14 protein-coding genes are annotated in these 16944 nt (G+C 33.4%); 12 read left to right on the top strand and 2 right to left on the bottom strand.

All coding sequences use genetic code 11. The features are described from left to right. Positions 1-116 precede the first annotated feature (116 nt). Positions 117-1076: a GGDEF domain-containing protein gene (locus FD26_RS04220; protein WP_235525300.1), complete on the top strand. Its 960-nt coding sequence runs from the start codon at positions 117-119 to the stop codon at positions 1074-1076. 161 nt (positions 1077-1237) lie between these two features. Next, complete coding sequence (locus FD26_RS04215; RefSeq protein ID WP_057867194.1) at positions 1238-2365, top strand: GGDEF domain-containing protein; 1128 nt, start codon at positions 1238-1240, stop codon at positions 2363-2365. 99 nt (positions 2366-2464) lie between these two features. On the opposite strand, the gene FD26_RS04210 is transcribed toward FD26_RS04215, so the two are convergent. Further along, on the bottom strand, positions 2465-3817 hold the full coding sequence (locus FD26_RS04210) for a uracil-xanthine permease family protein (protein WP_057867193.1): 1353 nt from the start codon (positions 3815-3817) through the stop codon (positions 2465-2467). Further along, positions 3807-5144, bottom strand: a complete 1338-nt coding sequence (gene guaD, locus FD26_RS04205; protein WP_057867192.1) for a guanine deaminase — start codon at positions 5142-5144, stop codon at positions 3807-3809. The genes FD26_RS04210 and guaD overlap by 11 nt, the downstream gene beginning before the upstream one ends. A gap of 649 nt (positions 5145-5793) precedes the next feature. Here guaD and FD26_RS04200 point away from each other — a divergent pair. The 10 genes from FD26_RS04200 (at position 5794) to FD26_RS04155 (ending at position 16768) form a co-directional block, all read left to right on the top strand. Further along, on the top strand, positions 5794-6645 hold the full coding sequence (locus FD26_RS04200) for a PRD domain-containing protein (protein ID WP_057867191.1): 852 nt from the start codon (positions 5794-5796) through the stop codon (positions 6643-6645). Between the two features lie 13 nt (positions 6646-6658). Beyond that, positions 6659-7000: a PTS lactose/cellobiose transporter subunit IIA gene (locus tag FD26_RS04195; protein WP_057867190.1), complete on the top strand. Its 342-nt coding sequence runs from the start codon at positions 6659-6661 to the stop codon at positions 6998-7000. A gap of 20 nt (positions 7001-7020) precedes the next feature. Continuing rightward, the gene (locus FD26_RS04190) at positions 7021-8730 is read left to right on the top strand and encodes a PTS lactose transporter subunit IIBC (RefSeq protein ID WP_057867189.1); all 1710 of its coding nucleotides are present in this window, start codon (positions 7021-7023) and stop codon (positions 8728-8730) included. Between the two features lie 12 nt (positions 8731-8742). Beyond that, positions 8743-10179 (top strand): 6-phospho-beta-galactosidase, encoded by a 1437-nt coding sequence (gene lacG / locus FD26_RS04185; RefSeq protein WP_057867188.1) that lies wholly within the window; start codon positions 8743-8745, stop codon positions 10177-10179. A gap of 282 nt (positions 10180-10461) precedes the next feature. Then, on the top strand, positions 10462-11316 hold the full coding sequence (locus FD26_RS04180; protein ID WP_057867187.1) for a PRD domain-containing protein: 855 nt from the start codon (positions 10462-10464) through the stop codon (positions 11314-11316). A gap of 13 nt (positions 11317-11329) precedes the next feature. After that, positions 11330-11680: a PTS lactose/cellobiose transporter subunit IIA gene (locus tag FD26_RS04175; protein ID WP_057867186.1), complete on the top strand. Its 351-nt coding sequence runs from the start codon at positions 11330-11332 to the stop codon at positions 11678-11680. Between the two features lie 63 nt (positions 11681-11743). Then, positions 11744-13480 carry a lactose/cellobiose PTS transporter subunit IIB gene (locus tag FD26_RS04170; protein ID WP_057867185.1) on the top strand — a complete coding sequence of 579 codons (1737 nt, stop codon included), beginning with the start codon at positions 11744-11746 and terminating at the stop codon, positions 13478-13480. Further along, on the top strand, positions 13477-14925 hold the full coding sequence (gene lacG, locus FD26_RS04165; RefSeq protein WP_057867184.1) for a 6-phospho-beta-galactosidase: 1449 nt from the start codon (positions 13477-13479) through the stop codon (positions 14923-14925). Before FD26_RS04170 ends, lacG (FD26_RS04165) begins: the two co-directional genes overlap by 4 nt. A 91-nt stretch (positions 14926-15016) precedes the next feature. Beyond that, on the top strand, positions 15017-15829 hold the full coding sequence (locus tag FD26_RS04160) for a Cof-type HAD-IIB family hydrolase (RefSeq protein WP_057867183.1): 813 nt from the start codon (positions 15017-15019) through the stop codon (positions 15827-15829). An 84-nt stretch (positions 15830-15913) separates the two neighbouring features. Beyond that, entirely contained in the window at positions 15914-16768 is an 855-nt protein-coding gene (locus tag FD26_RS04155) for a PRD domain-containing protein (protein ID WP_057867182.1), read from the top strand. Positions 16769-16944 lie beyond the last annotated feature (176 nt).

Here is a 16944-nt window from a genome sequence, read left to right as displayed (position 1 = left end):
GTGTTGGGCGTTTTTACGCTTTATCAAGTACTATTTGATTGGATAAAAACCATTTTGCATGCAAAAAAATTCAAATCGAAGATGATTTAGTGAATTCCTGGTTTGGTGTTATTTACATGCTAGTATTTATTTTTGGTATGCAATTCACGATTGTAGGTAAAGAAATTTCTTGGGAATTTATGAACTTTATTATTATTGCTTTGATTTTCTGTGCTTATTTTCTTAATATTAGAGTACCAATTTACCTTTTTATTCCAATTATTTTAGTTTATATGGTATTCAATGGATCACTGGTTTATTGGCAATCATGGTGTCATGCTATATCTGTTATGATAACTTATTGGTCATTTAATAAAATCAGACGGATTCAAGTTAGAAAGCATCCCTTTATTAACTATATGTTAGTAGGTGTAGTTTGGGGCGCGATTATGTGGTACTTTGTAGCCTTGAAGTTCTCACTTAGTTTAGATGTTTATCTACAGGAATTTGCTTATTTAATAATCTTTGAGGCACTGCTTTATAGCTATGTAGCAATGCTGCTACGAGAAAGTACGTTGAAGCTGCATCTTTTAGCTTTTGCAAACCATGATGCTTTAACCAAAGCTCAAAATTATGCAGCCTATACTTCTGAAATAAAGTATTTATTTTCTAACAGTCAACAGAATAACTTGAATTTATCAATGATGATGTTTGATATTGATAAATTTAAAAGTATCAATGATACTTATGGTCATTTAGCGGGTGACCGAGTTTTACAAAATGTGGTTAGTACCGTTCAAACGGTGATTGATAATAACGATCCTCGAGTGAGGTTGTATCGGACTGGTGGAGAAGAATTCAATATTCTTTTTCCCGGATATGATTTGCAATCGACAAAAACAATAGTTAAGGAAATATTTTTATCATTAAATAATTTAACTGTAAATGTTAATGGTAAATCAATTAGTATAACTGTTTCCGTAGGTGTATCGTCGCTTTCAAATTATGATCAGGAACCTAACGATTTTTATAGTCGAGTTGATACTAATCTTTATCATTCTAAGAAAAATGGTCGCAAACAAATTACAGCTATTTAAGGAAGTCTCTATCTAAATTTTTTGGATGGAGATTTTTTATGCAAAAAACAAGAATTATTTTATTTTTTTATAAAAATATTACATTAAATTTAACTGGTATTAATTATTATTAATAGTATTGTTATACTTGCTTTGAATTAATCTAACTGGGGGGTCATTTTTTGACGTGGAGCGTGTGGCAGGTATCGCCATTTATTACTAGTATTTTTTTCATTCTGGGTGTATTTACACTTTATCAAGTTATCTATGATGGTTTAAAAACTTTGTTGCATGCTAGAAATATCAAAATAGATGACGATTTGCTGAATTCTTGGTTAGGTGTTATTTATATGTTGATTTTTATTTTTAGTATGCAAGCGACATTAGTTGGTACGCCTATTTCATGGCAATTTATGAACTTTCAATTGATTGCTTTAATTTTCTGTGCCTATTTTTTAAATATACATGTGCGATGGTATTATTTGATTCCATTAATGTTAATTTATATGATTTTTAATGGATCAATTATTTATTGGGAATCTTGGTGTCATGGTCTTACTTTAATGATTTTTTACCTGACTTTAAATTATTTTCGAAGACATCAAAAAAATGATTATCCATTTATGTATTATATTTTGGTAGGAACATTCTTTAGTTCTTTGTTATGGATGTTTATGAAAATTAAATTAAATTTAACTTGGTCAACCTATTTGGAAGAATGGTCTTATTTTATTATATTTGATACTTTACTTTATAGTTATGTTGGCATGATTCTCCGTGATAGTCAGTTAAAGCTGCACCTTTTGGAATTTGCTAATCATGATGCCTTAACTAAAACACAAAATTATGCTGCTTATAGTTCGCAGATTAAATATTTATTTAATGATTGCGCTAATAATAAACTTCACTTGTCGATGATGATGTTTGATATTGATCATTTTAAAAGTATTAACGATACTTATGGTCATTTAGCGGGAGATCAAATTTTACAGCATGTAGTGGATGTTGCTCAAACGGTGATTGATGCTAATGATCCAAAAGTAAAACTTTATCGGACTGGAGGGGAAGAATTCAATATTCTTTTCCCAGGGTATGATTTGGCTGCTACGGAATCTATTGTGCGAGAAATCTTTTTAGCGCTCAATCATTTAACCGTTAATATCAATGATCAGACAATTAGAATGTCAATTTCAGTCGGCGTCTCGACAATTTCAAGTCAAGATACTAATCCGATTGATTTTTATAAACGAGTTGATACTAATCTTTATTATTCTAAGAAGAATGGTCGAATGCAAATTACGACTGCATAAAACAGCTTTTCTAAATATAAAAAACAGTGCTGCAATCATCGTTTGATGGTTACGGCACTGTTTTTTAGTTGAACAAGCGGATCAGAAAGAAAACTGCTATTAAGCAGCTTTAACTTTATTTTTAGTAGCTTTTGTTTTAGGCATAACCAAATTAAGAATGATAGCAGCAATAGCTGCCATAGCAATTGGTGAACCTAACAAGTATTGTAAAATTTGAGGAGCATTTTTAGTTACATTAGCTGGTAGTAAAACTAAAGCTAATGTTAAGACGATTGGAATACCGATAATATAAAAATCACGATCAGTCGTTTCCAAGCCTCGAATAACGTTTAAACCGTTTAACATAATGGTTACTGTAATAATGGCAAAGACTCCACCGATAACGGGAGCAGGGATAGCAGCAAGAAAGGCTGATAATTTACTGAAGAAACCAAGAATCGAGAACCAGATTCCAGCAAATAAGAAAACACGTTTACTAGCAACTCCGGTAATAGAAATGACACCTGCATTAGTTGAATACCCAGTAACAGGAGTAGTTCCTAGAAGGGCAGCAATCATACAGCTAAGACCTTCACCAATAATTCCGTGATTCCATTGTTTATTAGTAATTTCATGATTAGTAACAGCGCCCATGGCGAACCAAGTACCAGTAGTTTCAGTTGTAATAACAGCGTAGATAATAATGAAAGTAATGATAGCTGAAGGACTAAAATTAATACCCCAATGAAGAACGGTTCTTTGGGGGAGACCAAACCAGGCAGCATCATTTACTTCTTTCCAGTTAAAGAGTCCCATCATAGTAGAAACAATTGTCCCCACACCTAAAGCTAAGATAATAGAACTGGTTCTGAAAAAGCGACGTACCTTAGGAAACTTTAGACTAATGCCAACGGAAACTAGTAATGTTAAGGCTGTAATTGAAGCTAGGATAATATTGTTGTCAATTTTGCCGGGAGCATTAAAAATATTACTATTTAATGCGGTAGGGATCAGAGACAAACCTACGCAAGTAATAATAGTTCCCCCAACGAGAGCTGGGACTAAACGATTAATGATTTTTTGGAAAATACCGGTAGCACCTAAAATAACTAAAATGATCGAGCCAACTAAGAGTGCACCGATCAACGTACCCATTCCGTTACCTTTAAGACCACCAGAGGCAAGTACGACACCAGCAGCAGCACCAAGTGGAACGAATGAAGGACCTTGAGAAACTGGCATTTTCATGAAGACAAAGGTTTGTAAGATTGTACCAATTCCAGCGGCTAAGAAAGTAGATTGCAATAATCCCATTTGATCGCCTAAACCCATAGCCATCATACTAGCCAAAATAATAGGGGGAACGTAAATATCCATAGCTAAGACGTGTTGAAGCCCTAAGAAGCCAGCTTCTCCCATACCGATTTTATCGTCAGGGCCAACTAATAAACTGCTTTTATTATTATTTTCCATTATTCTCTCCTAATTGGTTATGTACTAATTTTCCAGATACATAAACTTGTTCGATATTTTCTTTGCTTTTGTGATAAACAAGTCTTTCAAAAATTTCTTGAGAATTGTTTGAAGAGACATCGAAGTATTGATCGTGAACAATTTGAAAATCAGCCTTAAAGCCAGGCTTAATTTGTCCCGAATTGAGATGCAACGCTTCGGCACCACCAATAGTAGCTAGATAAAAGGCATTTGCAGCTGTTATTCGCGACTGCTTTTGACCAGAATCTTGTAACATTTGTGATGACATAATAGCTTGTTGCATATTGCGATAAATACTAGGAGAAAATCCTCCGGAGATATCGGTACCGAGACCGATTTTGACGTTCTGTTGATGAGCAGCATTGACCCACATTATTCCGTTTCCAAAATAAATATTAGAAATAGGGCAGTGGGCAATAGCTGTCTGAGTTTGACTAAATAATGTTAAATCTTGATCTGTTAATTGTGTTCCATGAGCCATGACCGCTTTGTCAGTCAACAATCCGAATTGATCCAGTACCTGAGCGTCTCGTTTATGGAAACGCTTCACGGCATATTGAGCCTCCCATATACTTTCGCTGCAATGGGATTGAATGGGCAAATTATATTTTTGGGCCAATTCGCCTAGACCCAGCAAAGTTTCATCTGTACAGCTAGGAACAAATCTTGGTGTGATGACAGGCGTTAATTCAGCCTGTGTTTTTTCTTGAAAAGCCTGCAATTGTTGAATAAAGTTTTCGGTTTGATCAATAGCCTCGGCAGCAGAACTATCACGGTAATAATCTGGAGTTTGATCTGGATTATCCATTGCAATTTTACCAATAAAAGCCCTTTGTCCTAACTGAGCACAAACCTTTGCTAAAACTAGATTAGCGTCAGTATGAATTGAACCAAAGTACAAACCGGTTGTCGTTCCATTAGCTAAAAGTTCATTAACCAAACTGTGATAAATACTTTCGGCATAGTTAAGATCTTGAAATTTAGCTTCGAGTGGGAAAGTATAGTCGGTCAACCATTCGTTTAAAGGTTTGTCCAAAGCCAATCCAGCTTGAGGCCATTGCGGTGCATGAATATGTAAATCAGTGAATCCTGGTAATAGAAAACTTCCGTTAGGAATTTTATGAAGAACATGGTTATCTATTGCAGCTTGTTTGACTGACTGATAATCGCTATCAGTAGCGGATATAACGCGGTCAATTGTTCCTGACTGGTCTACACATGTAAGTACTTCTGGTGTAAAATCCGCCTTGTCAAATGTTGCTGAAGAAATAACAGTTCCTTCAAAAACAATTTGATAGGTGATAATCTAACACTTCCTTAAAAAATTTATGTTTTAAGAATAACATGAATGATTATGTAAATAAATAGTAAATAGTTCGTATTTTACTCATCAAGATAATTAAAGAATTAAAAATATAGCAAAATAGTAGCTACTTTATACAATTAAATAATTATGTATTCGCTTTATATCGTTGGAAAATAAGGATTGGGTAAAATAGACTTTAATTTTTTAGGTAAGTAAAAGATGCCCAAAAAATCTTAAAAAAAATGTTGCAGAAAGATAAAGTGTCTATTTAAGGTACGTTTTGTAAAAGATATTTACATAAGAATTCAACAAATTGAAATAACTCTTAAGCTAATAAATAAATGACTCAAAAAATAATTTCGTGAAATCGTTTACAAAATAAAATAATTGTTTTATACTTAATTTTGTTGAAAGAAATGAACATGGCTCAGTGAGTTGTTACTATTAGATTACGCGAGATCACTTAGCATTTCAGAATAGTAAAGTTCCTTTTTGCTATAGAAATGTTGGTGATCTTTTTTATTTGGTGAGTGAGTTGTTACTATTAAATTAGGCGAGATCACTTAGCACTTCAGATTATGTAGAAATTACATTGTGAAGTGCTAGTGGTCTCTTTTTTTAGCCTTGATGAAAGGGGGATAAGAAGAAATTGGTACAAATTGTACAAGTTTTTAATAATAACAGTGCTCTAGTTGACATAGGAGATCATCGTCAGGCTATTGTTAATGGAACCGGTATTGCTTTTAACAAACATAAAGGATCAGATATTGTTCCGAGTAAGGTTGATAAAATATTTTATTTGGATACTAAAGCATCGCAGGAAAATCTCTATTTTCTAATCAAAGATATTCCAATCGATATCGTTACAACGACTTATGAAATTATTGATTATGGTATTAAAAAATATAATTATAATGTCCTAGATTATGCCTATATAACTTTGGGAGATCATATTTATGGTTCATATCAGCGATTAATGTCAGGCAATTATCAGGAAGCTTTAATTCCTGATATGCAGAGTCAGTACCCGTTAGAATATAAAATTGCAGCCCATGGTTTAGAAGTTATCAATAATAATTTAGGCGTTAATTTTCCGGAATCTGAAATTAGAAGTATTGCACTTCATTTTATTAATGCTAAAGGCGAAGAGTCTAGCGCTAGTAAATTGAAAAAGAATGAGAGTCAAGATATTAATGAAATTGTAAATAAAGTACTTAATAAATATAAAATTTATCGAATTAATGCTAATAGTAATTATTACGATAGATTTATGATCCACTTGCAGTATTTGGCAGGTAGACTAGATAAACCTGAAGATAAGAAAGAAATTAATTCAAATTTGGAATTAGAAATGAAAAGATCTTATCCAGAGTCGTTTGAGATTGCTAATGAAATTTATAACGAATTGCAGTTTAGTTTGGAAAAAAGTTTAGGAAGCAATGAATTAATTTATTTTATTATTCATATTCAACGTTTAATTCAAGAAGAAGTAAAAAATTAGTGAGGTAATGATTATGGCAGTTACAAAAGAAGATATTTCAATGACCGGTTTTGCAATCGTAGCTTATGCGGGGGATGCTAAAACAGCGGTAATTAAAGCTTTGGACAAAGCTCGTGATGGTGAAATTGAAGAGGCTCGTAAATTGGTTAAAGAAGCCAATCAATCAATTAATGATGCTCATAACGAGCAAACTAAGTTGCTAGCTAATGAAGCCGGCGGCATGGATATGGACGTTACATTTATTATGGTCCATGGTCAAGATACTTTAATGACTACAATGATGTTGATTGATCAGGCTACATATTTTATTGATCAGTACGAACGGATTAATAAAATTGAAAATAAATTAAATTGATAATGGGGAGGTATTAAAAAATGGATGTCATTACTAATAAAGTCGAAAAAATGAAACCAGGATTTGAAAAGATTGCTTCTAATGCATATGTTTCAGCTATTCGTGATAGCTTTATTGCATCAATGCCAATTATTCTTTTCTCATCTTTGTTTATTTTAGTTGCATACGTGCCAAATGCTTGGGGGTATCATTGGCCTACAAATATTGAAAACAATATTATGATTGCTTATAACTATTCAATGGGTCTTTTAGCTTTGTTTGTTACTGCAACAACTGCCAAAAATTTAACTGACACTAAGAATCTAGATTTGCCTAAGACAAATCAGATGAATGCCGTCTCTGTTATTTTAGCTTCCGAAATTGCTTTTATTATTAGTGCTATTGTTCAAAATAAAGGTGGGGCTGATTTAACATACTTAGGTACACAAGGTCTAGTTGCTTCATATGTAGTTGGTTTGATTGTACCTAATATTTATTATATGTGTATTAAAAATAACGTCACAATAAAGATGCCACCACAAGTACCACAGAATATTTCACAAACATTTAAAGATGTTATTCCAATGTTCCTATCTGTTACTGTTTTCTGGGCTTTTTCCCTAGTTTTAGCCACTTTTACGGGTAAAAACTTAGCACAATTGATCATATCATTATTAGCTCCAATCTTTTCAGCTAGTGATTCATATGTAGGACTAGCAATTATTGCTGGGGCTATGGGTTTCTTCTGGTTTGTAGGTGTTCAAGGACCTTCAATCGTTGCACCTGCTGTAGCAGCTATTGAAGTCACTAATACGGCTCAAAATTTGAAATTGATTCAAGCTGGTCATCAAGCAACACATGTCTTAGCTCAAAATGCTCAAGATTATGTTATGAATATGGGTGGTACGGGTTCAACACTTGTTTTAGTTTTCTTATTCCTATTTTTGGCTAAATCAAAACAATTAAAAGCACTAGGTAAAGCTGCCTTTATTCCTGTTAGTTTCTCTGTTAATGAACCAATTTTGTTTGGGGCACCAATTATCATGAACCCTATTTTCTTTGTACCTTTCGTTGTTACACCAATGGTTAACATTTGTTTGTTTAAGTTCTTTATTGAAGCTTTAGGTATGAACGGTATGATGTATACCATGCCATGGGTAATACCCGCACCAATTGGTATTTTAATTAGTACTGGTTTTGCACCATTAGCATTTGTTTTTGTTGCTTTAAGTTTGGTTCTTGATGTATTTATTTGGCTTCCATTTATGAGAGCATACGATAATGAATTACTTGACGGTGAAAATAAGAAAGCTGCAGCTGAAGGAATTGCTACTGAAACAGTTAATGTTACTGATGAGGGTAGTGACGATACAGGCTCAACAGTTATGGCTTCTACAGAATCTAATAATGATGCAAGTGGAAACAACGTATTTGATAAAGACACGGCAGTAATGGTTATCTGTGCTGGTGGTGGTACTAGTGGTATCCTAGCAAATGCCTTGAACAAAACAGCTAAGGAACGCAACTTACCATTGTCTGCTGCTGCACGTGCTTATGGTCAAGATATGAATATGATACAAGACATGGACCTAGTTATTCTTGCCCCACAGATGGAAAGTATGAAGGGGAACGTCCAGAAGATTACTGATAAATATGGTGTTAAATTAGCCACAACTTCAGGTAAAGAATATATTGAATTAACTAGAAATCCAGAAAAATCATTAAACTTTGTTAAAGCAAATCTAGCATAGGAGGTTTTATTAATGTTTAAGTTACCGAAAGATTTTTTAATGGGCGGCGCTAGTGCGGCCTATCAAGTTGAAGGAGCTACCAAGGAAGATGGAAAAGGGAAAGTTCTTTGGGATGATTATCTTGAAAAACAAGGACGTTTTAGTCCAGATCCTGCAGCTGATTTTTATCATCGTTATGACGAAGATTTAGCATTATCAGAAAAATATGGGGTTCAAGCAATTCGTGTGTCAATTGCTTGGTCAAGAATTTTTCCAGATGGAACTACGGATCATTTGGAAAAAAGAGGAGTAGATTATTATCATAAACTGTTTGCTTCATGTGCTAAACACAATATTATTCCTTTTGTAACGTTACATCATTTTGATACTCCTGAAAAACTTCATGAAATTGGAGATTGGCTAAGTCCAATAATGCTTAATTCGTTCGTTGATTATGCCAAATTTTGTTTTAAGGAATTTCCAGAGGTTAAGTATTGGATAACTATCAATGAGCCAACTTCAATGGCCATTCAACAACATGTATCAGGGACATTCCCTCCTGGGGAAAAAGGTAGAGTTGACCATGCTTTCCAAGCAGAACACAATCAAAATGTTGCACATGCTAGAATAGTTAATGCCTATAAAGAAATGAATTTAGGTGGAGAAATTGGTGTGGTGCATGCGTTACAAACGGTTTATCCTTACAGTGATAGTCCAGAGGATAAACATGCTGCCGCTTTGCAGGATGCTTTTGAAAATCGTCTGTATCTTGACGGAACTTTAGCCGGTAAGTATGACCCTGAAACTTTGGCTTTAGTTAAGGAAATATTAGATGCTAATAATCAGCCAATGTTTAAGACTACACCAGAAGAAATGGCTGCCTTGAATAAAGCAGCTCATCAATTAGATTTTGTAGGTGTAAATAATTATTTCAGTAAATGGATCAGAGCTTATAACGGCGAATCAGAGACCGTTCATAACGGTACAGGAGCTAAAGGAACTTCTGTTTCTAGATTGCATGGTATTGGCGAAGAGAAAAAGCCAGATGGAATTGAAACGACAGACTGGGATTGGCCAATTTATCCTAAAGGGATGCATGATATTTTAATGCGTATTCATGATCAATATCCTCTATGTCCAGCAATTTATGTTACTGAGAACGGAATTGGTCTAAAAGAGAGTCTTCCTGAAGGTGCTGACTCTAATACTATTATTGATGATCCTAAGCGAATTGATTATTTGGAAAAGTACTTCAAAGCTATTGCTGAAGCTATCAATGATGGCGCTAATGTTAAGGGTTACTTTATGTGGTCATTGCAAGACCAATTCTCATGGACAAATGGCTATAGCAAACGTTATGGATTATTCTTTGTCGATTTTCCAACTCAAAAACGTTATGTTAAAAAGAGTGCCTTTTGGTTCAAGAAACTTAGTGAGACACATGAAATTCCTGAAGAAAGTATCGTTTAAATTAGAAATGGAGAAGCCCTAAAAGTTTCTCCATTTTTTGTTTAATATTGAGTTTAAAAATTGTTTTTAATAATTTGTAAAAAAATGTTTGGAAACGTTTACAAACGTTTGGAACTGAGCTATACTGATTCTTGTTGAAAGATGAATAACTAGTAAATTGTTACTATTAAATTAGGCGAGATTACTAGATACCCATAAATATATAACTGTTTTTCACTACAGCTGTATATTTATGGGTATCTTGTAATCTCTTTTTTTGTGTTCTGAAAGGAGGATAGTTGGATGGTTGAGATAGCTCAGATTTTTAACAATAATAGTGCATTGGTTAACCTAGGAGACCATAAACAAGCGATTGTTAAAGGCAAAGGAATTGCTTTCAACAAGAGTAAAGGATCAAATTTAGAAACAAATAAGATTGAAAAAATATTTTATTTAAATACTAAAGCTTCCCGCGAAAATTTATTCTTTTTGATGAAGGATATTCCCATTGATGTGGTAACAACGACTTATGAAATTATTGATTATGCTAAAAGAAAGTTTCATTACAACGTTTTAGATTATGTATATATAACTTTAAGTGATCATATCTATGGAGCATATCAGCGTTACTTAGCACATAGCTATGAGGCAAGTTTAGTTCCTGATATGAGTAATCAATATACCACTGAATATCTAATTGCTAGTCATGGTTTGGACATTATTAATGCTAATTTGAATGTGAATTTTCCTGAATCGGAGATAAAAAGTATTGCTCTGCATTTTATTAACGCTAAGGGTGAAGAAATACATCAAGATTCTGCAAATCAAACTGAAGCAATCAATATCAATAAAATTGTTAAAACTGTTTTAACTGATAATGCTATTTTTCGTAAAGATGGAAATGGAAATTATTATGATCGTTTTATGATTCATCTGCAATATTTAACTGGCCGACTAGATGACCAAAATGAAGATAATGAAGAGTTTAATCAGAAATTGGAAGATGAGATGAAAACGTCATATCCACGATCTTTTAAGATTGCTGATGAGATTTATGACCGGCTTCAGAATCAACTTGATAAAAAAATTAGTAGCAGTGAATTACTCTATTTCATTATTCATATTCAACGTTTAACAAAAGAAAAAATAACAAAATAAGAGGTAAATTATTATGGCAGTTACAAAAGAAGACATTTCAATGACAGGTTTTGCAATCGTGGCTTATGCAGGAGATGCTAAGACGGCTTTACTCAAAGCCTTAGATAATGCACGCGAAGGAAAAATCGAAGAGGCTAGAAAATTAGTTGATGAAGCAAAACAGTCGATTAATGACGCTCACAATGAGCAAACAAAGTTACTAGCTGATGAAGCTGGTGGCATGGATATGGACGTTACATTTATTATGGTCCACGGTCAAGATACTTTAATGACAACTATGATGTTGATGGATCAATGCAAATTCTTTATTGATGAATATGAACGCATCAACAAAATTGAAGAAAAATTAGACATGAAGAACTAATTAATTGAGAAATTATTATTTAAAATAGTATTCAAAAAAACTAACTCTGGGGGTAAAGTACTTATGAATACGATCGTTAAACAAATTGAAAAAGCACAACCGTTTTTTAAAAAACTCTCAGCCAACATTTATTTACAAGCTGTTCGTGATGGCTTCATTTCATTAATGCCAATCATTATTTTCTCGTCATTGTTTATTCTTGTTGCTGATGTTCCTAATATTTGGGGCTTTTATTGGCCAACAAATGTTAGTGATGGATTAATGAAAATTTATAACTATTCAATGGGTGTTCTATCATTAATGGCTGCAGCTAACGTTGCCAGAGCACTTACTAAGAGCTTAAACTTACGTTTGCCAAAAATTAATCAAATTCCTACAGCCTCAGTAATGTTTGCATCACAGGTTGCCTTTCTGCTAGTTGCTGTAGATCCATTTACAAACAAACTAGGTTTATATTTTACTGAAGGATATATGGGTACTAAAGGTTTATTAGCAGCCTTTTTAGTAGGATTTATCGTTCCAAATTTGTATTATGTATGTTTCAAGAATCACATCACAATTAAAATGCCCGATCAAGTACCACAGAACATTTCTTCAGCTTTTGCTAATATTATTCCATTCGCATTGTCGACATCATTCTTTGGTTTGTTTGATATCTTCTTTAGAATGGCAACTGGTACTAACTTGGCTGCTTGGATCATTCAAGTGCTAGCTCCATTATTCACGGCCGCCGATGGTTATGTCGGATTAGCTATTGTCTATGGTGCTATGGCTTTCTTCTGGTTTATTGGTATTCAAGGACCATCAATTGTTGAACCTGCTGTTACAGCTATTTATTTAACTAATGTTGAAACTAATATGAAGATTGTTCAAGCAGGTGGTCATGCCACAAAGATTCTTGCACAAGGTACTCAATACTTCGTTGCTACTTTAGGTGGAACTGGAGCTACATTAGTCATCACTTATATGTTTGCACTCTGGGCAAGATCAAAAGAATTGAAGACAGTGGGACGTGCAGCCGCAATTCCTGTTACATTTGGTGTTAATGAACCGATTCTATTCGGTGCTCCACTTATTTTAAATCCAATTTTCTTTATTCCATTTATTGGTGCTCCAATTTTGAATGTTTGGTTATTCAAGATTTTCGTTGATTATTTTGGAATGAATGGATTTGTCTTCAATTTGCCATGGCCAACTCCTGGTCCTATCGGATTGATTATGGGAGTTAGATTCTCTATTCAAGCCGTGATTTTAGCCGTTGCTCTAATAGTGATGGATGGGGTTGTTTATTATCCATTTTTCAAAGCTTATGATATGCAAAAAGTTGCTGAAGAAGCAGAAAAAGATAAAATTGCTGCTGAAAATTCTGATCCTGATACAGATGCCAATGTGGCTACTGATGCCGTTGTTGCAACAGCTGCCGGAGACATTCCTCTAGGTTTAACTAAAGATAAAAAGGCTTTAAATATTCTAGTTATATGTGCTGGTGGTGGGACTTCTGGTATCCTTGCCAATGCTTTGAATAAGATGGCTAAGGAAAAGGATTTACCTGTTGAGGCCGCTGCTGCCGCTTATGGTGCTCACAGTGATTTATTACCCGATATGGATGTAACGGTACTTGCTCCACAAATGGATGCTATGAAAGATTCACTCAAACAAGAAGCCGATCATAGCGACGTTAAAATGATCACGACCACAGGTAAACAGTATATTGATTTAACAAGACATGCTGATAAAGCATTGAAGTTCATTGTTGATAAATTACAAAATGACGATAAAACCGAAGGAGATAAAAAATGACATTGATTAATCGTGTGAAATCATTACCAAAAGGTTTTGTACTTGGTGGTGCTACAGCTGCTTATCAAGTTGAAGGTAATACTAAAGTCGACGGTAAAGGCAAGACTATGTGGGATGACTATTTGAAGAAGCAAGGTCGTTTCAGTCCTGATCCTGCAAGTGATTTTTATAATCGTTATCCAGAGGACATTGCTTTATCAAAAAAATATGGTCTCAATGCGATTCGTGTTTCTATTGCTTGGACAAGAATTTTTCCGAATGGAACTGGTAATCCCAATAAAAAGGGCGTTGCTTATTACCATCGCTTATTTAAAGAATGTTTAGATAATGGAATTGAGCCATACGTAACATTGCATCATTTTGATACGCCTAAGACATTATTTGACCAGGGTGATTGGCTCAATCGCAAGCAAATTGACTATTTTGTCGATTATGCTAAATTCTGTTTTAAAGAATTTCCAGAAGTAACTAATTGGTTTACTATTAATGAATTAATTTCTTTAGCTCAATCACAGTACATTGGAGGCAATTTCCCACCCAATCATCATTTTGATGTTTCTAGTGCTATTCAGGCGGAGCATAATGAATTGTTGGCTCATGCTCGAGTTGTCAATTTATTCAAAGAAATGGGATGCAAGGGTAGAATAGGCTTGATTCATGTAATCCAACCAGTTTATCCAATTGTCGATACACCAGAAAATAGACATGCTGCGGCCTTGCAGGATGCTTTTATCAATCGTTTTCTGCTAGATGGTACTTTCTTAGGTAGATATAGTGATGAAACGATGGCTTTAATCAATGAGATATTAGAAAAGAATAAGGCACATTTAGATATTCAGCCTGGTGATATGGATATCCTAAAAGAGGCAAGTACTCAAAATGATTTCTTTGGCCTTAATTATTATCAAAATCAATATGTCAAAGCCTATGATGGTGAAAGTGGCAATACTTTCAATGGTACAGGTGATAAGGGCACAAGTTCCTTTAGATTCCATGGAGTTTGTGAAACAGTAAAAAATCCTGGTATTCCGACTACAGATTGGGATTGGAATATTTATCCTGCTGGTTTGTATGATGTTTTAACTAGAATTCATAAGGATTATCCAAATTGTAAGACCATTTATATTACAGAAAATGGTGTGGGTATGAAGGAACAAATTCCAGAAAATGCACCAGATGATTACGTTTATGATGATGACAAACGAATTGATTATGTCGATCAACATCTACAAGCCTTACTAAAGGCTCGTAATAAAGGTGTTGACGTTAATGGCTATTTCATCTGGTCGCTACAGGATCAATTTTCCTGGGCTAATGGTTACAACAAGCGTTATGGATTATTCTATGTTGATTTTAATAATCAAAAACGTTATGTCAAAAAGAGTGCTTTATGGTTCAAAGAACTAGCTGATACGATGAAAGAAGTTTCAACAAATGTGAAATAAAAAATAACTTTGGGATATTTCTTTTATCTCAGAGTTATTTTTTTGAAAACTATTACAATAAAAGTTAAAGATAAATAAAGGAGTCAATATTATGAAATATAAGTTAATTGCTCTTGATATGGATGACACCCTTTTGACGAGTGAGAAAACCGTTTCTCAAAAAAATCGGGAAATGATTCAAAGGGCCTTAAACAAAGGAATTAAAGTTGTCCTTTGCTCAGGAAGAACTCATAACGCCGTTATAGGTTTTGCTAAAGCATTAGGAATTGCGGGACCAGATCAATATATGATCACTAATGGTGGAGCTATTATTGAGAATATGGATGGTAAAATTGTTTTCCAAAAAATGATGAGCAATCAATTTTATCGTGGGTTCGTACAATTTGTTAAAGACAATAACTTGCATTACAACGTAGTGGATCAATCCGGCAATACATACAGCAGTAGTAATGAATGGTTAGATAAGTATACGATTATGCAGGCTTTTGAAAATGATAATGGTTTATATCTTAAAGAACCCGACCAGTTACCAGCTGATTTTGAAATTGTAAAGGCCATTATTAATGGCAATCAAAAAGAATTGGATAAGATTTCCGATTTGGTGCATCAAAAATTTGATCAGAATTATTTTGTTGTTCGCACAGGAATTGGTTTTCTGGAGATTTTTCCGAAAGATGTTAATAAAGGCGCGGCTTTAAAAGTATTAGCAGAAAAGCTGCATTTTACTCTTTCTGAAGTAATGGCCATGGGTGATCGCGACAATGATATCCATATGTTAAAAATTGCTGGTAAGGGTGTGGCCATGGGCAATGCTTTATCAGAAGTAAAGAGCAATAGTGATGATGTTACTGCTGATAATAATCATAGTGGCGTTGGTCTAGCTATTGAAAAATTTGCTTTATAAGATATATGACGCTTACATTAATTTTTAAATTTAAACTTAAATTATTAAAAATCATTTATAATTAATTGTATAAGGAGGGAGATTATGCAATTAATTATTCAACAAATTTTTAATAATAATACAGTTTTGGTTGATTTAGGGGATAATCAATCAGCAATCGTTAAAGGCAAAGGCATAGCCTTTCATAAGTCAAAAAAATCTTTTCTAGATAGCTCAAAAATAGAAAAGATTTTTTATTTGGATTCAGTTGATTCACAGAAGAATTTATATTTTCTCTTGAAAGATATACCGATAGATATCGTAACAACAACTTATGAGATTGTTGATTATGCGAAGAAAAAATTTAATTATCCAGTAATAGATTATGTTTATATTACTTTGAGCGACCACATATACGGGGCTTATAAGCGCTATCTTGCTGGAAAATATCAGGCAAGTCACATTCCGGATATGAGCAATCAATATATAGATGAGTATTTAATCGCTAGTAAGGGTTTAAGTATAATTAATCATAATTTGAATATTAAGTTGCCTGATACAGAAATTAGAAATATTGCGTTACATTTTATTAATGCTCACGATAATAAAAATAGAATGCAACAAGTCAATACAGAAATAGATTTTGCTAAACTAATTAAAACCGTTTTGGTGAGAAATAATATTTTTCGAACTGAAAGCAATAGTAATTATTACGATCGATTTATGGTTCATTTGCAATATTTGAAACAGCGATTGGATAATACATCTCAAGATACTAAGTTTGATCGCAAAATTGAATTAGAAATTGAACGAGATTATCTGGGATCAACTGACATTGCCAAACAAATTTCTAATAAAATTAAACAAATTAAGGGAGTTCAACTAACTAGTAAAGAATTATTGTACTTTATCATTCATATTCAAAGAATTACTCAAGAAGACGGACTGCATCAACATTAATAAAATTCTCATAATTAATGAATTATAACGGTATAACGTTGGACTTTTATTAAAAAATATTTAATAATACTAATAAATCATTTAAAAAGTTAAAATTAAATAATTATTTTGAAAAATAATATTTAGAAATGGGGGCAAATTTATGGCTAAGGTAGATTGCAAATTTAATCCGAATT

Source organism: Companilactobacillus crustorum JCM 15951 (assembly GCF_001434585.1).
Classification (GTDB): domain Bacteria; phylum Bacillota; class Bacilli; order Lactobacillales; family Lactobacillaceae; genus Companilactobacillus; species Companilactobacillus crustorum.
The sequence above is the reverse complement of the archived record's forward strand: the minus strand, read 5'-3'. Positions and strand labels throughout refer to the sequence as shown.